19 protein-coding genes are annotated in these 19,875 nt (G+C 57.1%); 4 read left to right on the forward strand and 15 right to left on the reverse strand.

All coding sequences use genetic code 11. From position 1 onward, the window contains the following. From PHU01S_RS24020 to PHU01S_RS24035, 4 genes are all read right to left on the reverse strand, one after another. Window positions 1-786 (reverse strand): ABC transporter ATP-binding protein (locus PHU01S_RS24020; RefSeq protein ID WP_164763185.1); only part of this gene is annotated, 786 nt, incomplete at its 3' end. After that, the gene (locus tag PHU01S_RS24025) at window positions 783-2,474 is read right to left on the reverse strand and encodes an ABC transporter permease (RefSeq protein ID WP_127510287.1); all 1,692 of its coding nucleotides are present in this window, start codon (window positions 2,472-2,474) and stop codon (window positions 783-785) included. The genes PHU01S_RS24025 and PHU01S_RS24020, both read right to left, overlap by 4 nt. A gap of 4 nt (window positions 2,475-2,478) precedes the next feature. Further along, entirely contained in the window at window positions 2,479-3,594 is a 1,116-nt protein-coding gene (locus PHU01S_RS24030) for an extracellular solute-binding protein (RefSeq protein ID WP_049869094.1), read from the reverse strand. 267 nt (window positions 3,595-3,861) lie between these two features. Beyond that, window positions 3,862-4,782 carry a M15 family metallopeptidase gene (locus tag PHU01S_RS24035; protein ID WP_083436311.1) on the reverse strand — a complete coding sequence of 307 codons (921 nt, stop codon included), beginning with the start codon at window positions 4,780-4,782 and terminating at the stop codon, window positions 3,862-3,864. A gap of 186 nt (window positions 4,783-4,968) precedes the next feature. Here PHU01S_RS24035 and PHU01S_RS24040 point away from each other — a divergent pair, with 186 nt between their 5' ends. The 3 genes from PHU01S_RS24040 (at window position 4,969) to PHU01S_RS26010 (ending at window position 6,152) form a co-directional block, all read left to right on the forward strand. Beyond that, the gene (locus tag PHU01S_RS24040) at window positions 4,969-5,454 is read left to right on the forward strand and encodes a tetratricopeptide repeat protein (protein ID WP_049869093.1); all 486 of its coding nucleotides are present in this window, start codon (window positions 4,969-4,971) and stop codon (window positions 5,452-5,454) included. A 36-nt stretch (window positions 5,455-5,490) separates the two neighbouring features. Further along, on the forward strand, window positions 5,491-5,901 hold the full coding sequence (locus PHU01S_RS24045) for a GNAT family N-acetyltransferase (RefSeq protein WP_021880132.1): 411 nt from the start codon (window positions 5,491-5,493) through the stop codon (window positions 5,899-5,901). A gap of 98 nt (window positions 5,902-5,999) precedes the next feature. Next, window positions 6,000-6,152 carry a hypothetical protein gene (locus tag PHU01S_RS26010; RefSeq protein WP_021880133.1) on the forward strand — a complete coding sequence of 51 codons (153 nt, stop codon included), beginning with the start codon at window positions 6,000-6,002 and terminating at the stop codon, window positions 6,150-6,152. 285 nt (window positions 6,153-6,437) lie between these two features. Here PHU01S_RS26010 and PHU01S_RS24050 read toward each other — a convergent pair whose 3' ends face one another. From PHU01S_RS24050 to PHU01S_RS24095, 10 genes are all read right to left on the reverse strand, one after another. Further along, entirely contained in the window at window positions 6,438-6,926 is a 489-nt protein-coding gene (locus PHU01S_RS24050) for a TlpA family protein disulfide reductase (RefSeq protein ID WP_048745261.1), read from the reverse strand. A gap of 31 nt (window positions 6,927-6,957) precedes the next feature. Further along, entirely contained in the window at window positions 6,958-7,290 is a 333-nt protein-coding gene (locus tag PHU01S_RS24055; RefSeq protein ID WP_048745262.1) for a hypothetical protein, read from the reverse strand. An 85-nt stretch (window positions 7,291-7,375) separates the two neighbouring features. Next, entirely contained in the window at window positions 7,376-8,377 is a 1,002-nt protein-coding gene (locus PHU01S_RS24060) for a hypothetical protein (protein WP_048745263.1), read from the reverse strand. Between the two features lie 16 nt (window positions 8,378-8,393). Continuing rightward, complete coding sequence (locus PHU01S_RS24065) at window positions 8,394-9,233, reverse strand: DUF6345 domain-containing protein (protein WP_127510289.1); 840 nt, start codon at window positions 9,231-9,233, stop codon at window positions 8,394-8,396. 275 nt (window positions 9,234-9,508) lie between these two features. Beyond that, window positions 9,509-10,492, reverse strand: a complete 984-nt coding sequence (locus tag PHU01S_RS24070; RefSeq protein WP_021880137.1) for a 3-oxoacyl-[acyl-carrier-protein] synthase III C-terminal domain-containing protein — start codon at window positions 10,490-10,492, stop codon at window positions 9,509-9,511. A 25-nt stretch (window positions 10,493-10,517) separates the two neighbouring features. Next, window positions 10,518-10,859: a hypothetical protein gene (locus tag PHU01S_RS24075; protein WP_048745265.1), complete on the reverse strand. Its 342-nt coding sequence runs from the start codon at window positions 10,857-10,859 to the stop codon at window positions 10,518-10,520. 36 nt (window positions 10,860-10,895) lie between these two features. Next, a complete protein-coding gene (locus PHU01S_RS24080) occupies window positions 10,896-12,524 on the reverse strand; it encodes a thiamine pyrophosphate-binding protein (protein ID WP_048745266.1) in 1,629 nt (542 codons plus the stop codon). Window positions 12,525-12,708: 184 nt separating this feature from the next. Continuing rightward, window positions 12,709-13,941 (reverse strand): methyl-accepting chemotaxis protein, encoded by a 1,233-nt coding sequence (locus PHU01S_RS24085; RefSeq protein WP_164763186.1) that lies wholly within the window; start codon window positions 13,939-13,941, stop codon window positions 12,709-12,711. A 297-nt stretch (window positions 13,942-14,238) separates the two neighbouring features. Next, entirely contained in the window at window positions 14,239-15,180 is a 942-nt protein-coding gene (locus PHU01S_RS24090; RefSeq protein ID WP_021880143.1) for an iron-hydroxamate ABC transporter substrate-binding protein, read from the reverse strand. Window positions 15,181-15,348: 168 nt separating this feature from the next. Next, window positions 15,349-16,992 carry an AraC family transcriptional regulator gene (locus tag PHU01S_RS24095; protein WP_232312901.1) on the reverse strand — a complete coding sequence of 548 codons (1,644 nt, stop codon included), beginning with the start codon at window positions 16,990-16,992 and terminating at the stop codon, window positions 15,349-15,351. 370 nt (window positions 16,993-17,362) lie between these two features. Here PHU01S_RS24095 and PHU01S_RS24100 point away from each other — a divergent pair, with 370 nt between their 5' ends. Further along, complete coding sequence (locus PHU01S_RS24100) at window positions 17,363-18,961, forward strand: sensor domain-containing diguanylate cyclase (RefSeq protein ID WP_246029332.1); 1,599 nt, start codon at window positions 17,363-17,365, stop codon at window positions 18,959-18,961. 145 nt (window positions 18,962-19,106) lie between these two features. Here PHU01S_RS24100 and PHU01S_RS26015 read toward each other — a convergent pair. Next, a partial coding sequence (locus tag PHU01S_RS26015) for a hypothetical protein (protein ID WP_164763187.1) occupies window positions 19,107-19,875 on the reverse strand: 769 nt, incomplete at its 5' end.

Raw genomic sequence — 19,875 nt, forward strand, 5'->3', positions numbered from 1 at the left:
CAGCTCCGCTCCGCCTGCGGCAACCCTTCCGCCGCTCCGGCCCATGGCCCGCAGCCGGTTGCCCGCGCCAAGCAGCTTGGCGGCGGAGGCGGAAGCCGGCAGGCGCCAGCATTGCTGCGGCGTGCCGGTCTGGTCGATCGCGCCCTCGCGCATGATGACCAGGCGGTCGGCCATGGAGAACGCCTCTTCCGGATCATGGGTGACATGGAATACGGTCGTTCCCAGCTTCTTGAACAGGTACGCCATCTCCGTGCGCATCTCGACTCTCAGCTGCATGTCGAGGTTCGAGAGCGGCTCGTCGAGCAGCATCAGATCCGGCTTCGTCGCAAGCGCCCGCGCGATGGCGACGCGCTGCTGCTGGCCGCCGGACAGCTGGGGCGGCAGGCGCTGCTCCAAGCCTTCCAGCCTCAGGAGCGCGGCCAGCTCCGCCACGGAAGCTCTGATCGCGGTCTGGTCCTGCTTGCCCCGGCGCATGCCGTAGGCGATATTTTCGAACACCGTCATATGGGGCCACAGGGCATAGTCTTGGAACACCATGTTGATGCCGCGCTTCTCCGGCGCCAGCATGCCGGACCGGGAGGCGGCCACCTTGCCGCGCAGCAGGATCTCGCCGCGGTCGGGCTGCTGAAGGCCGGCGATCAGCTGCAGCAGCGTCGACTTGCCGCAGCCGGACGGGCCGAGCACGCTGATGATTTCCCCTGCCTGCACAGTCAGGTCGACGCCCCCAAGCACCTCCTGCTTGCCGTACGATTTGCCTACTTGCCTGATCTCGAGTATCGATGTCATGAAGTCGTTCTCCTTGAACTTCGGCGCGTCCCTCTGGCCAGCAGGTCCACGCTCAGAATGATCAGGACGACGAGCCCGGCTCCCGTCAGCGTCGCCGCCGACGCGTAGCCGAACCGGAGGTCCTCGAAGGCTTTGTTGATGACGACCGGAAGCGTCATGTAGTTGGGCGGGTACAGCACGGAGGACAGCGCCAGATCGAAGACGCTGGAGCCGAACGCCGTCAGTCCGGCAGACAGGAGCGCGCCCTTCACGAGCGGCGCCAGCACCGTGCGCAGACGGCGGGAGAAGCCGGCTCCCTGCAGCTGCGCCGCGGCCAGCAGCCGCTCCGGCACCTGGGCCATCGCTCCCGCCATGATGCGGGTAATGACCGGGATGGCTCCGGCGACGCCGCCGAGCGCCAGAATCCACGGCGTGCCGTACAGAAGCAGTCCGATAGGCTGCAGCCAGGCCTGGTTCCAGATGAAGATGTAGCCGATGCCGAGCACGATGCCGGGCACCGCCAGCGAGACGAGAGACAGGACGTCGATCGTTTTTTTCAGCTTGAAGCGGGTATAGTTCAGGACATATGCCGTCAGGAAGCCGACGACAAGTCCGATGGCCGCCGCGGCGAGCGCGATTTCGAGGGAATGGGCCAGCCCTTGCGCCAGCCGCCCGCCATCCCGGAACAGAGCGCGGTAATGCTCCAGGGTGAACCCTCCGCCGGCGGAGTCGCCCTGTAGCGACATCAGCAGATTGGAGCCGAGCGGGATGCCGATGGCGACCGCGAGGAAGGCGGCATTGCCCAGCGCCAGCAGAGCGCCGCCCTTCGCCGGACGGCGGGGCTCGGACTTGACCGCGCGGGAGGAGAGGAAGTCGAAGCGCGACTTGCGCATGGCGTACAGCTGGACGCTCATCGCGAGCGCGATCAGCAGCACGAGATAGAACGACAGCGCCCCGGCCATGTCGAAGCGGATCGGCGATGTATACAGCGCGGAATAAATGGAATAGGGCAGCGTCGGGAAGCGGAACACCGCTGCGATGGAGGCAGGCAGGCCGAAGTCGCCGACCGTGTCCATGAACACCAGCATCGCTCCCGAACAGATGGCAGGCAGCAGCAGCGGCAGCTCCACGGTGCGCAGCGCCGTCCATGGGGAAGCGCCCGACAGCCGCGCCGCGTCGCTCAGCCTCTCGACCCTCCATTCCAGCGCCGCCTTCACCGTCAGAAAGGCGAGCGGGAACTTGCTCAGCGTCATGACGGCGATCAGCCCGGCAGGCTGGAACACCATTCGGGTCGCTCCGTTCCAGCCCAGCCACTGGGAAGCGAGGCCGTCCGGAGCCGCGAACATGACCCACCCCTGAGCCAGAATGAAGGAAGGGGTGATCAGCAGCAGCCATACCGATACGTCCAGCAGCCTGGCCGTCCGGAATGCCCAGCGGGAACGGGCAAAAGCCAGCGCTCCGCCGAGGAGCGTGGCCAGAACCGTCGTGCCCAGGCCGAGCAGGACCGAGTTTTTGAGCGAGGCGTACCATAGCGGACGTCTGAAGATGTCGAGCAGCAGGGAAAGATCGCCTATCTTCAAGGTGCCGAAGAAAATGCCGGGAAAGAGCACCTGGACGACGACCGCGAGCAGCGGCAGCAGGATGAGGACGAACAGGACGGCCAGCATCAGCCAGCCCGTCCTGTTGCCTTGACTCGGTATGAACTTCATCCCTTTATTTCACCGCTTTGTCCGCGAACCACTGCTTGATCTCGCCTTCCTTCTCGCCGGCCCAGGCCGCTTCGGCCACGACAAGCTTGGCATCCGCCGCGCGGTCGGCCTTGGCGTTCACTCCTTTGGCGGACGGCTCGAAGTAGCTCTCCTCGCCCTTGTCGATCAGCTCCTGCTGCGTTTTCGGATCGAGCAGGAATTCGACGAACGCCTTGGCCGCTTCCAGATGCTTCGTCTCTTTCTGGATGGCGGCGACGCGCACCGACGCGGGAGCTCCTTCGGCAGGCCAGATGATGTCGACCGGCTCGCCTTTGTTCTTCAGCGCGTAGGCGTTGCTTTCCTGAAGGGCAGCCGCTTTGATCTCTCCGCCGGTCAGCGCTTTGGCGACGTTCGGGTTCTTCGGATACACATGCATGCCGTTTTTGAACAGGCTGTCGAAATACCCTTTCGCGGCGTCCATGCCTTGGTTCTGGAAGAACCAGGAGACGAACGGATAGGCAGGAGCGGCGACAGCAGGGTCGGCCATGCCCAGCGTATTCTTGAACTTCGCGTCAGTCAGATCGGCCCATGTCTTCGGAGCCGTGTCCTTCGTGAAGGCTTTCGTATTGTAGGCGATGACTGCGGCGGCGTGGGCGCCGGTCGGATAGTAGGCTCCGCTCGCCGGAACGAGCCCGCTGGCGAAGTCCGTCAGGTTGCCGATGTCGGCCGGCGTCCAGCCCTCCAGCAGGCGGCCGGATTTGCCGAGCTGGTCGATCATCGGCATGGAATCCATCCAGACGACATCCCAATGCGGATTGCCCTTCTCCGCTTCGATGCGGGATGCGAGCTCCGCTCCGTTGCCGGATACGAGCTCCAGCTTGTAGCCGGTCGCCTGCTCGAACATCGGCTGGATGATCTCGTCGAAGTCGTTCAGGTAGACGACGAGCGGCTCGTCCGACTTGGACGGCTCCGTCGAAGCTTCCGGAGCGGCCGAGGCTTCCGTGTTGGCCGGAGCCTGTCCTTCTGCAGCCGGGCCGGCTGCATTCTGGGACGCATTCTGGGCTCCGCATGCGGATAAGGCGAGGGAGAGCGACAGGGCGAGAAGGGCGGTAACGCGCTTGCGGCGGACAATGGTTGTCATCGAACATCCTCCTGATCAATGTCTTGATGCTCTAAGCATATAAGACCTGTGTCAGGTAGCCGTCAACGGCAAGAAAAGGTTTCATTAAATAAATTCGATAAAATTGGATGGGATCATAGATTTTTTTGTTTCCCCGAAAATAAATAAAGCGATCCCCACCACCGGTTGGTCAAGCCGGGCATGGGAATCGCTTCGTTTCCACTGCGTCAGTTCCTGCGTTAAATGAATGCCTGCAGCGTCGGGAAAATCGCCGCATCGAACCTCTCGTCACTCAATGTCGAAATCGAAATATTTCTTGGGAAACGGCTCCTTTTCGAGCGTATAATGCCACCATTCCTTGCTGTAGGGGTGGAAGCCGCGCTTCTCCATCGCTTTCTTGAGAACGGCCCGGTTAGCCGCTTGGACGGCTCCGATCTGCTTCGTAGCGTGGCTCGAGATTTCCCCGAAAAAATCGAAAGGACTGCCCATGTCGGTCGGCTTGCCTGTCTTCAGGCTGTAGGTCGTGAGATCGATCGTGCTGCCCCTGGAATGCCCCGAACGGGAGGATACGAAACCAAGCTTGAACACGTCGGCCTTGTCCACTTGTGGATAAAAGACGTCCTTCATGGCGGTATCGTCCCCATCCTTGGACCAGGACATGAACTGCTGGACAGCCTTGACCGGGCGGTAGGCATCGTAGACCAGCAGTCCGAGTCCTTTCACGGCAAGATCGTCGCTGACCGCCTTCAACGCTTGGGCCGCCTGCTCGGACAGGATGGCGTATGGCGCCTTATAGCCGTCCAGCCTTCTTCCCACGAAATTGTAGTCGGTGTAATAGCGGATATCGGATTTGAGCGTCGGGATGACTTCATCCAAGTAAACGAAGCCCTCCGGCAGCCGATGCTTTTTCTCTGCCACTGGCTTCACTCCTTGCTTGGCGGGCGCGGCCTTGCCGGCGGGGGAAGGCTGCGGGCTGACACTCGATGGCTGCGGCGCGCTCGAATCCACCGGAACAGAGGCAGTCGGGGCCGGGGTACGGGCAGCCGCTGCCGCCTCATGCCCGGCTTCGTCCGCTCCGTTCTTCAGCCCCGCGGGGCTGGCGCTGCCGGAGGAATCCACGGCATCGGCCGGGGCGGCGCAAGCCGTCAGCTGGATGGCCAGACATGCGGCCGGCAAGCATGCCAGCAGCTTCTTTCCTTTCGAATGCATGGAGCTCCTCCTCTGTCTTCTTTCCCGGTGCTTACGTCCGGCTGCGCTTTTTTTGCCGAATTCGTATACACCGATTGTATACGACTCCGCCGAAAATGTAACGTCCCGATCAGGCGCGCAAGCTTGGTTCCCGTCAAGTCAAGCCCTATAATAGTGGAGAGGAAACGGACCAAGGAGAGATGCCTTATGCCTCATGATTGGGATAAACGGGTGGCGCTGCTGTGGGGCTCCGCAGACGCCTTGAGCAGAGAGGAACTCGTCGCCCGAATGGAACGGCTCGCTTCCGAGCTTCCCGAGGACAGTCCTGAAGCGGCCTTCGAACGCGCCGCCTCCCTGGAGCACGCCGGGCAGTCCGATCTTGCCGTGCCGCTGTACCGGCGCGCCCTATCGGGAGGATTGAAGGGAGAGCGCAGGAGGCTTGCCGTCATTCAGCTCGCAAGCCTGCTGCGCGGCATCGGCGCGCTGCCGGAGGCGATCGCCCTGCTCTCTACCGAGCAGCGGCGCGGGTCCGATCATCTGGACGACGCCGTCCAGGCTTTCCTGGCCCTATGCCTGGCCGATGCCGGCGAAGAGCGCCAGGCGGCGTCGATCGCGCTCGCCGCGCTCGCCGGCCATCTGCCCCGGTATCGGCACAAGATAGAATCCTCCGCCAAGGATCTGCTTAAGGGCTGATCCGTATCTACGAAAAATTGAAAGGGGAAATGAACCCTGAATCCATCCGTCCACCATGCAGCTCCCGCCCCGGAAGAATACATCCGTCTCCGAAAGGCCGCAGGATTGAGCGCCAAAAGTCCGGAAGGAGCTGCGATCGGACTTCGGAACTCGATCTACTGCGTATCTCTCCGGCATGAAGACCGGCTGATCGGAATGGGCCGGATCATCGGCGACGGCGGCTGTTTCTATCAGATCGTCGACATCGCGGTAGAGCCCTCTTATCAAGGGAAAGGACTCGGCAAGCTCGTGATGGCTCATTTGACGGAGTATCTGGACAACCATGCGCCGAAGGGCTCCTACGTAAGCCTCATTGCCGATGTGCCCGCTGACCGCTTGTACAAGCAATACGGCTTTGCCTATACGGAGCCCGCTTCCGTCGGCATGTACAGGAAGTACTCCCTGTAATGCGAAGGCTCGTTCCCAGCCTGCCGCTTCAGGCTGGGAGCAGAACCGATTGATCAGGGATGCATACACTAGGATAAATGGCCTAGGGAGGGACAGAAATGAACCAGCTTGCCCAGATCGATGATGCTAAATACACCCTGATCGGCAGATTGTTTACACTGGGAGGATCCGTTTTTTTCTTTATCGGATCTTTGATTGTCGCCATTCTGGCGTACAAATCGTACCAGGACCTTCTCCAGCCCCAAGCCTGAACAAAGACGCCCCCGAATAATGCTCATGCGGGCTTGATCCCGTGCTGCCGAAGTCCTCTCCTACCTTTGAGGGCTTTTATTGCTTTAGGGGCCTTGGCCGGATGTTCCCTTCTCCCTGCAAGCTCTTAGAAGAGAAGCAGCCCCTCTAACCAGGCCGATTAGAGGGGCTGCCGCTTCGCTTCATGGACGGGACAAGCGCTTGACCGCTACAGTCGCCGAGCTTCGTTCATCGAGCCCTATTTCCGAGGAAATATTGAAATCCCTCCGATTTGGGACCCGCTTCTCTTATCGGGATAAATAGGCTTCAAGCAAACCTTCCACTTCCGTTTTTTCCAAAGGGCCATAAATAAAATGCTTCTTCCCGTCTTGATCGACCAGTATCGTCGTCGGAATGGACTTAAGCTTGAAGTACTCCTCTGCCTCGCCTTTTTCATCAAAATAAACCGGCGTTTTCATCTTCATTTTCAGCTGGAAGTTGACCGCTTCATAGACCGTATCCTGCCGGGTTGCATGGACGGCATAGAAATCGACTTCCTTTTTGTATGTCTGGAACAGCTTGTCCAGGACAGGAATCTCCTTTTGGCAAGGAACGCACCAGGAAGCCCATATGTTGATCAGCTTTACTTTTCCGTCCGATAGATTCAGGTTATGCTCGCCTCCCGCCCTATCTTTCAGCAGGATCTCATCCGCAGCCTCTTCGGAGGAACTGGAAGCATCGTATACGGCATAAATAGCCAACACAAGGACAGCTGCCAGCAAGCCTCCCTGAATCATGCGCTGCCGCTTCCCTCGGCCTCCGTCTGCGCTACTTCTTGAGAATGAGCTCAGCCGCATACTCGTCTCCGCCAACCTTTTTGATTTCCTTCAGCACAAAAACGGTATTCATCAGCTTGATTTCATCACCGGGCTGGTAGTGCTTGTTCCGCTCGTCTTCAACGAGCACGAGGGAATCGATAGCAGCAGTGGTTTTGTTTTCTTCGTACGTCCACTTGACCTTCCCGTTCTCCGATACGCCCGGCAGCGGAACCAAGATACGGGCAGGGAGCGTCGATTGCCATGGGTTCAAGCGCCATAATGCCGCGGCAGCGAGCAGGAGCACAACTGCCCCTGCCATGCCTAACTTCCACTTTGATTTCAAGTTCCATCCTCCTGTGCCAAAAAAGGTGACCGCCGCTGGAATTCCGTTCCCCCTTTAGCGGTACCGTCATCATTCGATTCAAACCTTATTTCCCCTCTTTTTCCTTATAACTTACAGCTGGCGGAACGTCTGCATCCATGGCTTTAATAGAACCGCTGCTGACTGCCGGGACAACTCCGGAAAAGCTTACTTTCTTTCCTTCATAATCATAGGTTCCTTCAAAAACATATACGGGCTGCAAATAAGGCTGCTGATCCAATCTGGCCGGATCTTCGTAATAAGCCAGCTCCACCTTATCGAGAACGACGTTTTTTGCGTCCTCCGAGATATTGTGGACACCTTTGGACGTCTGCAGGTCTTGAGCGGCCTCCCGGACTGATTTCAGGCCGTAGCTCGTAAAGGCCTCCACTTCCTTGTGATATTTTCTCGCCGATACGATTTGCCCGTTATCTCCAACCTCTACCATGATCCGTGAAACACCGAGAACTGGCAATTGATCGATCTTTTGGTAGAAATGAACTGTTTTCGTCGATACATAGTCTCCTGCTTCCGTTTCGGAATTGACATCTCCAGGAACGATCGTATTGGCCGTCACTCCCGCAGGCTCGAAAGTTTCAGGCAGCCATCCGAACTTCTCGAGAAATTCCTCTGCAGATGCAACGGCTTCCTCATCGCTCGGTATGTTCTTCGCCACTTCGGATGGATAAGTCTTATCCTGGTAGTACATCTTTCCAGTATCTTTTTCTATTTCCACTAATACCGTTTCATTTTCGAATGAATACGAATTCAGTTGAGCATTCTGTTTGGGAGCCGCTTTCTCGAAGCTTGGATCGAATTGAGCTGCTTTTTTTCTGGCGTCTTCAAGGGTAATATTGAACTTCTTGAATTTATACACCTGCTGTTTTTCCGGGAGCTCGGAACTGTCCATGGATTCAAGCGACAGCTTGAAGTCGTTCGCCACGCTCTGCCCCATCCCCGGAATGAACAATTCGGGCAGCTTTTCTTCGCTCTTGCCTTCAACGGACAACGAATATCCTGCAAAAGCGAGAACGCCAAGCGCGGTTGCCGAAATGATGAGCTTTTTCATCGATGGTTTTCCCTCCTTAAGGATTTATAGTAATTTCTTTTGTCCAAGTGGTAAACGAACTTGCATTGCTGCCGTTGAAGGAAAGGCCTGCGCCCGTAGAGCTGTCCCATTTGTCTCCCCCGAGGGAAGTAGGGCCTACAACTCTTGCGATAACCTTTCCAGTCGGATTTGTTTCGCCGTACTTGAGAGCCGGCTGATAGTAAGCCGCCGCATCGAAGAAGGAGTCCTTGAGAGTCCATCCAGCGCCGATCCTGGCCGCATACCTGCCCCCTTCGCGAGAGTCGAGGTACATAATGCTCGCAAAACCCATCATGAGCCGCATTCCTTTGAACATATTCAGAATCTTGGTATCGTTGGCCGTCGAACCCAGATTCCGCAGGAAGTTGCATTGGTACATCGTTGCCCACCTCAATCCGTTGCTCCCCCATCTGATTTCGTCCCACTGCGCGTTTGCCGCATCATCAGAGTGGCTTGAGTGAAATTGGGTGGAGGAATTCAAGGTATAGAAATGCGAGGCTGCTCCCTTTCCATTGCCGATGGCATTCGCATCCAGTCCATGTCCCGCAAAAGCGAAAAATTGCTTGGAGTCTGCAAAGGAACCCGTCAAATCGCTGGACCAGGATTGATTATCCCTATAAACGGTGCCTGTGTCGGCAAGATTGTTGCCTACCATGCCATCATGCAAGGCTTGCACATATTCTCCTCCGGCACGATCGCCGTACGCGCAGCTGCCCGTTCTCTGATAGGCGCTTTGTCCGCTGTACCCATGCGTCCATTTCGCATCGGCAACTCCGGTCGCCCAAGATGATCCCATCGATACAGCCAGCAGAGCCGGGATGACTATCTTCTTTTTCACAATTGCACCTCTCATTTCTTTTATTTGGAATTTAAAGCAATTTTATCCTATCAATCTTTTTTGTTCATGGAAATAGTAAAAAATTACTAATTTCTATTTAGGAGAAAAAAATCATTTCACATTAATATTATTTCTGTATAAATATCTTTTTTATAAATTAAATGATGCTGTCACTTCATCTCTGGCCATAGCGGATTCATCCTGTACGACAAATCAAAAAGCTGTCCCCCTGCCTTTCGGCAAGGAGACAGCTTTTTTAAGACAAGAATAACGAATCAGTATTCCATCAGCATGGATACGTTCTGCCAGCCTGCGCCGACCGTCCAGAACACCAGATAGTCGCCGCGCTTGATCTTGCCGTCCCGCAGAGCGTCATGCAGGGCAAGGAACGGGCTGTTGCTGGCGGTGTAGCCGTATTTGTCCCCGACATAAGCGACCTTGGAGCCGTCGATGCCGAGCCGCTCCGAGACGAGCTTCACGTTGCCGACCGAGAATTGGGAGAACAGATAAGCGCCAACCTCCACGTCCCGGATTCCGTTGCTTTCCATCAGCTCGCGCAGGGAATCGACCGCGGAATCGACGCATACGGAGTCGTCGAACGGAGTGAATCGGACCTGGGCTTCGGCAGCGTCCCCGCGATACAGGTTCGAGAGGCCATTGGCAGGGAACAGGGAATTGTCGATGACCGCCGTGTCCGTCTGATAGAGCGAATCGATGAAGCCGCCGCTTCCTTCCTGGGATTCGAGAATGACGGCAGCCGCGGAATCGGCGAAGTTGGAATGGTACACCGGCTCCTGAGGGCTGTGGACGGAGAAGTGATCCGCTCCGACGACGAGCGCCCGCTTGATGCGGGGATTGCTCAGCATCGTGCGGCTCGCCTGCTCGACCGCCACCAGCATGCCTGCGCAGTTCGCGTTGATGTCGTAGCACATCGTCTGCTTGCTGCCGCCAAGTCCGCTATGGAGCTTGAGAGCGTTGCTCGGAAGCAGATACTCCGGCGTCTGGGAGGAGAAGATGATGAGATCGAGGTCCTCGGCAGCCAACCCGGCGGCGGCAAGCGCCTTGCGGGATGCCTCCAGCGCCATCGTGTACGTATTTTCTTCCGGGCTGTCGATGACAAACCGCTTTTCGCGGCCAAGCGCCTTCAGCAAGCCCGACACTTCGACGCCGGACTGGCGGAAGCGCTCGATATAGTACTCATTGTCCACTTCGTGGGAAGGATGGTAGATTTCCAGGCTGCGGATTCGGACGGCTGTCATTGGCTTTGCCTCCTCTGGATCGGATTTAGACTTCGGTGATTTCGCAGTTTTCCAGGCCTACTCCGCGAGCGACGCGTCCGAGCTGCATTTTGAGCACCGGATTTTTGGCAAGCAGGAGAGAAACCTTTTTGAAGCCGTCTTCCTTGTACAGCGCAAAGCAGCCTTCTAGAATCGGCAGCGAGCTTGGAGCCGAGACATTGAGCAGCGTGCAGTCGATGCGGATTTCGTACTCGGACGTATCGATCGTCGCGATGGTGGCCTTGTACGCCTCCACGGATTTCATGCCGTCCTCCGGAGAGAACGTTCCTTCTACCTGCGCGTTGAAAATCTTGTTCGTTTTATCCAGATCAATATTGAAGCTACCCATTTCGGTATCCTTCTTTCTTGGCGAGTTTAGTTGAATTCAGTTGACGACGAGCGCTTTGAGCCGGTCCAGAATCGGAGCAGGCTCGGTTCCATCGGTAATGACCTCGATGAGGCACGGACCGTCCAGGTTTTCGAGGAAGGATGGAATCGACGCCATCTCCTCGATGCTGCCGACCGACATGGACCGTACCCCGGCGGCTTCCATCATGGCCGCGATGGAGATGCGCTCCTGCTTGTAATCCGGGATGGAGCGGCTGAAGAGGAACTGCTGGCCCCTCTCCACATAAGACAGCATCGCGTTGTTGATGATGAAGTAAACGACGGGAATCCGATATTCCTTGGCGGTCAGAATATCCATCCCGTTCATGAAGAAGCACCCATCCCCTGCGATGACGGCGACCGGCCGGGACGGATCGGCGAGGGCCAGTCCGGGCGCTCCGGAGATTGCCGAGCCCATCGCTCCGTAATCGAGGTTGATTTCGAAGTCTCCCCCGTCCGGGACATGGATGTACTTCAGCGCGAAGTTGGTGAACTCCCCGATATCGCATACATAGCGGGTATCCGACGGCATGGTGCGCTTCAGGTTTTCCAGGAACAGCCGCAGAGACATGCCGGTATGGTTGAGCTCGTAAGGCGCGTTGACGGGCTCCTCCCGAATGTACCGGATGGATGCGGCCGGAACAGCCTCCAGAAGATAAGGAAGAACCTCCTTCAGATCGCCGCATACGGCTGCGTCCGTATGGAACACCTTGCCGAGCTCGGAAGGATCGCGGTCCACATGGACGACCTTCCGTCCGGCGACAAGCACGTCGTTGAAGTTGCAGGTCGAGGCTTCCCCGAGGCTGCTGCCCAGCACAAGCACGCAGTCGGGTTCGGCGGAATTCACATACCGGCTGGCTGCCTCCGTGCTGGAGAACCCGTAGTTGCCCAGATTCAAAGGAAAATCTCCCGAAACGATTCCCTTGCCGGCCGGCGTCGTAATTACGGGCCACTGCAGCTTCTCGCTGAGCTGCCTGATGCCGTCGCCGAAGCCGCGCCCGCCGCGGCCGACCATGATCAGCCCCTTGCTTGCGGAGCGGATCAGCTCAGCCGCATGCTCCAGCGAGGCAGGGTCCGGCAGAGGAGCTGAGAACTCGGCTGCAGCCGGCGCTTCGGGAATAGGAACGTCCAGATCCAAGCGCTGGATGTCGATAGGAATGCACAGGTACACCGGACCGCAAGGAGGAGTCAGAGCGATCCGTACCGCCTTGTCCAGCTCCTCCAGCACATCCTGCTCGCGCAGCACCGTCGCGCTGTACTTGGTGACACCCTTCACCATCTGTTCTCCATCGAGCTCCTGGATGGCTCCTTTGCCCATCTGCCAGCGGTTGATGCCGCCAGCGATGACCAGCATCGGGGCTTTGGCCCGCTTCGCGTCCGCAATGCCGTTCATCATGTTGCTGACGCCTACAGCTCCCGCTCCGGCGCATACGGACAGCCTTCCCGAAGTGCTGGAATAACGGGCCGCCGTATAGGCCGATCCCGCCTCGTTCTTCGCGATGACGGGCTTGATGCCCACGTCGATGAGCGAATCATAGATCGGTCCGATGATGCCGGCCGGAATTCCAAACAGATACTCGACTCCTGCAGACTTCAAATAACGCAGCATGGCTTCTGCGAGTTTCATCGAATCCACTCTCCGATTCTATAAATCTTCTCTGTAAAAAGCGGCTAGGCGTTTCCGTTGGCGGCTTGCGCCGGAGCAGGCTCATGCAGGCCTCCGATGGAGGCCGCGATCGCCGGACCGGCGGCCCCTTGCTCTTCCATGAAAGGAACGGCCTTCTTCGGCAAGTGTTGAATGCTGCCCATTTTCATCTGTTTGCTTCAGGATCAGCCGCATGGCGGGATGCTTCTTCTTGGATGGCCAGCACCTGCTGCCTCAGCAGACGTGCCGAATCGAGCGACTGCGACATGGCGTCCAGCTGCTCCTCCGCGGACATGGAGATTTCCTTGGAACCGGCCAGCGCCACTTCCGTGCTCTCCGACGTTCCGCGGACGGAGGTCAAAATTTCTTCCGTGCTTGCGTTGATCTGCTGCGTGACGCTGGATATTTCCTGAACCTTTTCGGATACGCTTCCCGTCAGGCCGACGATCTCATGGAAAGCCTGTCCGGCCGAGTTCACGCTGCTCACCCCGGACTGCAGCTCCGCGTTGAAACGGGTCATCGCTTCGGAGGAACGCCGGAAATAGCTTCGAATATCCGCAGCCGTCTTGGCGATATCCCGGGCCGAAGAAGAGGACTGCTCGGCCAGCTGGCGAATCTCGCTGGCAACGACCGAAAAGCCCCTGCCGAATTCGCCCGCATGGGCAGCCTCGATCGCCGCGTTCAGGGAAAGCAGATTGATCTGGCTGGAAATCTGGCTCACGACATGGGCGATCTTCTCGATCTCCTCGTTCAAGCCGCTCATTCCCGACAATGCTTCCGAGGAAGCCGCCGCATGCTCGGAGACGACATTCATCTGGGATACCGCATTGTCGATGACCGCGGCTCCCTGGTCGGCGGTCTCCGCTACGACAGCCGTCTCCTCTGCAAGCGACATCGAGGAGTTCGCGATATGCTCCATCCCCTTCGTGACTTCCTCCAACATGGCCATATTGTTTCTGGATTCCACTGCGATGGACTCGTTGCCGAGCGAGATCTGCTCGATGGAAGCCGTTATTCCTTCCACCAGGTCTTTGCAGAACTCATTGTCCCGGACGAGCGAACCGGAAGCGGCAGCCGCTTCCTTGGCCAAGGACAGGATGCGCTCCGTGCTCTGGGACTGCTCCTGTTCCTGCAGCGCAGAAGTCGCAGCCTCGGCCTCGCCTGCTGCCGGCTCCAGGCCGAAGCGGCGGCGAATCTTCGGCGAGAGCGCCGTCAATGCAGCCGCTCCCGCAAGAACCAGGACAAAGGTCAGCATTCCGCCCCATGCGGCGCTGCGGCCGCTTGCGCCCGCAAGCGACAGCACGGCGAAATGGACGATACCCGATGCCGCTCCGATCAGTGCGGCCGACCCGGCAAACGCAAGCGCCAGAGGCCTTCCGGCCGTAAACGGATTGTTCATGATCATGCCCGCTTTCTTTACTGACTATGGTTGCCTGTTTGCTCCCCGCCTGAATGCTAGGTTGCTTGTTGAGCTTTCGTTGATGACGATGCTCCTTTCCGCTCCCGGCGGATCGACTGCAAACATTACACATATCGGAATATAACGATGCATTCTTTAACTTCATGGCAAATTTGAACGATTTTTGTCGAAATCCGCTTTTTTTCCATGCCGCCGCCCCGAATTTCTCATGCGGAGCCGAACCAAAAAAAACCGGCCGGAAGGGCCGGTTCGGAACTAAGATCCATGGTGCCGAGCTTAGCCGAGAAAATGCTTGATAAAAAAGTCCAGCTGATATTCCATGCTCAGAGGATCGTTGAAATAAAACGCTTTTGCGTCCGCTTCAAAGACATGCTGATTTTGGACAGCGGGAATGTTCTTGTACGTTTCCGTCGTCTGGAACGAATTGTCTTCATCGGCGTTTTTGCTGAAAATGACATAGTCGCCGACATAATCGCTCAAGACTTCATTCGATACGGCGAAGTAGCCGTCCCTGCTCGTCGCTTCCTTGACCTTCTCCGGCATATGCAGGCCGAATTGCTGATAGAGGATTTCGGTTCCGCGGCCAAAGTTGTCTCCATAGACATAGAGCTGCTTGTTGAACGTCTCGATGACCGAGACCGTCGCATCGGCGCCGATCTTCGCCTTGATCTCTTCTCCGGCTTTCTTCGTACGGGCATCGAAGTCGTCTACCCAGGCTTGGGCTTCCTTTTCTTTGTTCAGCAGCTTGCCGATTTCCAGCTGCTGCTGCTTGAAGTCTACCTTTCCGTACGTATAGGTGACCGTAGGGGCGATTTCCTTGAATTTATGGATGTTTTTAATATCGGAGAGCCCGATGATGAGATCCGGGTTCAGCTCCACAATCTTTTCAAGGCTTTCTTCGTCTACAGCTTCCACCCCGTCCAGCTTGCCGGCGAAATTCGGGTTGTCCATGGACATCTGGTCCACGCCGACCAGCGGTACGCCGAGAATCATGACGTTGCCCGTCAGGAACCGGGTAAGCACGACGACGCGCTGCGGATGAGTCGGAACCTCGACAGGTCCGCTCTCGGATTGATAAGTAAAGGTTGCCGCTTCCGATGCGGGCGGCGCTGCGGGAGCCGGGGAGCTTCCGGCGTCGGCATCGTTGGCTTGATTGCCGCCGCAGGCGCTCAGCAGAACAACAAAGGCAAGGACAAATAGAACGGAAAGCTTTTTCATGACATGACTCTCTCCCTTTAGATGCGATCTCTACACAGCCAAGTAATGATTATGAAAATCATTCTCATTTACATGAGTTATTATAGAGATGCATTGGTTTTCGAGCCATGCCTTTTTGTTGGGAAATGGGCTTGGACTATTGATTGCCGGCAACGAAAACAGCTTGGACTATTGATTGCCCGTAAAAAGCGCCTCCGCCCGCCGAAGCTGCAATCGAATCGATACCGGATTGTACGGCACCCAGTCATCCTTCTCCAGAAAGTGAACGCGATTGCGGCGTACAGCGGGAAGCTCCTCCCAATAGGAAGAGCCCAGCACCGCTTCGGAATGCGCCGTCGACCCTTTGACATCCGGAAACACGATGACCATAATCCGGTCGCCCGCATAGTCCGCAAGCTGCGAAATCTCAATAGGGATGGAATGGAATTGTTCCCCGAGGCGATTCATCTCCTGCTTGATCTTGGCTGGCGGCTGCAGACCAAGCGAGCTGTAGAGGACATATCCGACATTGCGGGCTCCGTATACGAGCAGTTTATCCGGCTTGACCACCACTATCGTGATCGTCTCGCCAGCCGCTCCGCTATGCTGTATCCGTGCACGGGCTGCCTGTTCCTCCTCCTCGAATTCAGCCAGCCATCGCTCCGCCTGCTCGGCTCGCCTGACTACCTGGGCGATAAGACGGAGATGCTCCTTCCACCCGACCCCCATCCATGGAATCTCCGCAATCGGGGCGGCGACACGCAGCTGGGCGGCATGCAGCCCATGCTCGTCCAGATGGCGGCTGTCGGCAATGATCAGCTCGATGTCATGGGCGAGCAAAGCCGACCTCACCTGCTCGACGGAGCTGTCGGCATGAATGAACAGCATCGCTTGCGGCTGCTGAACCCCTTCCGCGTTCACGTATTCGCTGTTGTCGGATATGAGGACGGCCGGCTCCAGCCCGAGGAGCAGCAGGTGGCTGGCGTATGGAGTCAGCATGACGGCTGCTCGCCGCAAAGGCATCCGATTGTAGGCAGAGGGCGGCATTCCCGTCTGCTGCTTGAACCGCCGGCTGAAATAGAACTCGTCCTTGTAGCCGACCCTGAGCGCGATCTCTCTCAGCGTGCCCGAGCCGCTCAGGAGCAGCTCCTTGGCCCGATGAACGCGAAGGCGCGACAAGTATTCATTGAAGGAGAAGCCGGTCAGCTGCTTGAACAGAATGGAATAATGGGACGAGCTCACTCCGGCGATTTCGGCCAAGGCGTCTCGCGTCATCCTGCCGCTGTATTGATTCTCCAAATAAGCCAGGCTTCGTTCCATGGACGGCTGCAGGCTTGCCGCCTCCCTGGAATGCTGCCGCTCGAGCAGCATGAGAACGAGCTGGTGGAAGACGATCTGATTGCGGACATGGCGGGCTTCGCTTTCCGGAGAACGATGGACGTACAGCTCCTCTACAAGGGCAGCCATCTCCGGCTCGCAGGGAAAGAAGCGAACCTCTGAATTGGAGGCGATATCGCTTTTGCGCATCATTCCCTCTGCAAGCTGCTTCGGCTCCATGGAGCCGATGGAGAGGGTATAGGCATGGAGCGGCTGCAGACGGTCCGCAATCAGAGCGGCCTCGCTGCATGGTGGAAGCAGAATGATGCTCCCTTCCGCAATTTCGCCGCTGCGATCGCCGGCCTTGAAGATGCCTTTGCCGCCGGCGATGGCGACCAATGCGGTAGAGCTCTGCCCGATCGGCAGATTCGCGCTGCCATAGAGCGATTGGATGCTGTCGAATGTATAGAACGGAAAAAGGGACTCCACCCATTCCGGGACCACAACTTTATCCACCCCAATGCCTCCATATGAAAAAAGTGTAAACAAGCCCATCTCTTGCTTCTACTATGCCCGCTTGGACGACCGATGTGCAGACGGACGGAGAAGCGGAATCCTGCCGGCTCGGAGCCTACCTTGGAAAAGCATGCGCTATAATGTCCATTGTACCTAACCGATATAAGGAAGGAGAAGATGAAGCTGCCGAATCGGCGGGGCTGTCATCGCCTGTCTTGTTCGTTTTCCTGAGCTCGCTCTCTCTTCGAGGACATGCTTGATGATTGAAACTGCGGTGCTGCAGGTCCATCGTATCCCTTACGACAGCATACGCCAAGAAAGGAACGTAATCCTACCGATGTCTTATTCGCTTCGATCCATTTTCGCCGTCTTGCTCGCCGCCGTAATCATTCTGCTGACCGGAGCGCTGAGCTGGTCGATCGGCAGCAAAACAACCGTTGAAATCGAATCCCAGATCGGCCAGTCCCTATCGGAAACATCCTATCAGATGGCGGATAAACTGGATTCCTTCATGTGGTCACGCTCGGGTGAGCTCGATGTGCTGAGCAAGCTGGAAGCGTTGCAGCATCCCGGCTCCCCGGAGCAAATCCGAGCTTTGCTGGATCAATTGAAATTAAGCCTGCCTTCATTTACCTGGGTAGGCTATCTGGACCCGAAGGGAACGGTCATCGCATCCACCGACGGGATTTTGACGGGCAGCAACATCGCTCAGCGTCCTGTTTTTCAGGAAGGGATAAAAGGGAAGTTCATCGGAGACGTCCATGAGGCGGTCCTGCTGGGCAAGCTTCTTCCCAATCCGACCGGAGAGCCGATGCAGTTTGTCGACATCAGCCTGCCGATCTACGACAAGGCCTTGAACGTTCAAGGGGTGCTGGCGGCTCATCTCAGCTGGGCCTGGGCCCGCGAGATCGAAGCCTCTATTTTGCATCCCTTGCAAGAACATAAAGAAAAAGTAGATATTCTGGTTGTCAGCCGAAACAACGATACGGTTCTCATCGGCCCCTCCTCCATGGTGGGCAAGCCGCTGGTGCTGAACAGCTTGTCGGAAGCTCAAGCCGGCAAGAACGGCTATTCGAAGGAACGCTGGAGCGACGGCAAAACCTATTTGACGGGGTACGCGCTTGGAGACGGGCATCAGAACTACAAGGGACTCGGATGGACCGTCATCATCAGGCAGCCGATCGACATCGCCTACGCTCCCGTAGATGATATCCGGCATTTCATTATTGGGATCGGGGTATTGACCGCCCTCGTGTTCGCGATAGCGGGGTGGTTCACCGCCGGCATGGCCGCTCGCCCGTTGAAACGGATTACGGTTGCCGCCGAGCGCTTGCTCCGGGGCGAGCATTCGGCGATTCCGATCCATAAAGGCATCCGCGACATTGAAATTCTGTCGAAAACCCTCCATCACCTGGTCACGGACCTGACGAAGACCGAGCTTGCGCTCGATGAGATGGAAAATCAGGCTCATCAGGACAAGCTTACGGGACTTCCCAACCGCCGCGCGCTGGATTCGTATCTGGACCACGCGGTCGCCGCTGCCCGCAGCGGCAAGGTTCTGACCTTTCTCTACATGGATTTGGACGGCTTCAAGCTGGTCAACGACCAGTACGGCCATCAAGTCGGCGATCTGCTCCTGCAGCAGACAGCGGCTAGAATCCGTTCCTGCATACGTGCTGGAGAGCTTGCGGTCCGCCTGGGAGGCGACGAGTTCCTGGCCGTGTTCTACACCTCCGCAAACGATTCCGAAGCCGGCGGCACCGCGCTGGCGCACCGGATTATCCAGGCCATCAATGAACCCTTGCTGATTGATGGCCATTCCATTGAAATCGGCTGCAGCGTAGGCGCAGCCCGATGGCCGGATGACGACCCGGATCCGATCTCGGTCATCCGCAAAGCCGACGAGGCTCTGTATCGCTCGAAGCGCGAAGGAAAGAACAGAGTGACCTTCGCAGGCAAGGAAGGCTAGCCTTTTGAAAACGGAGAGAAGCCGCATACCGATCCGGTATGCGGCTTCTCTCTATTTCCGTCCTGCGGCCGAGCTCCGTGATGAACAGCTGAAGGAGCACGATCATGCAGCCTGCTATTCATCTTGTTATTCGGCCATTAACCTCTTAATTGCCGAACAGTACATCTTTGTCTCTTCCCGAAACCGTTATGGTTTTATCAGAGGAGCTCGGAACGAGCTTGAATTGATTCTCGTTTACTTTTACGGCGATAGCGGCTACGGATGCCGCGTTCAGCTGATTATTCAGATCACTGACCAAGGCAGCCATGTCGGCATAATTCCAATCCAGCATAATCGTTGCCGTTGCTGCGCCGTCGCCGATGGTGAACGTACGGTTTTTGGAGCTGTCCTCGTCCGTCCCGGTGTAATGATTGTTTTGGAAGAAGAAGGACCAATCATTTCCGCCCAATGTAATCGAAGCGGAAGATCCGGTTTTGAAGGTAGTGATGAAGAAGGTGTCTTCAAACCCCATCCCGCCTAAGGTCCGGTTACCAAGGTCGATTCCATGCGCATTGCAGTAGTCCTGGATAAAGCTGTCTACCGCCGAGCCTACCACCTGTCCTGTAGTGAATCCGTTCAACGGAATGTTCCAGGTCAGGTCAACCGGAATGGTGATCTTCCCGTCGCTTATCGTGAAATGCTTCGGGTTCGCTTGGAAATTTGTTGACGTTATCGTTTTGCTTTCTCCCCTGGCTTGAGCAGCATAAACGGTAGAGAAATCAAAAGTGGTCAACACTTTGCTTGTAAGGGTCTCGAGGCCAGCAATAACCGCCTCTGCTTCCGTCAAGCGCGTGATATCTCCTACAATCGCCTTCTGGGTTGCGGTCAGAGCTTCATAGGCCGTTCGTGCTTGAGCTGCTGCTGCTTTGTCGGCC

It is taken from the genome of Paenibacillus humicus NBRC 102415 (genome assembly GCF_004000905.1).
In the GTDB taxonomy this organism is placed as follows: domain Bacteria; phylum Bacillota; class Bacilli; order Paenibacillales; family Paenibacillaceae; genus Paenibacillus_O; species Paenibacillus_O humicus.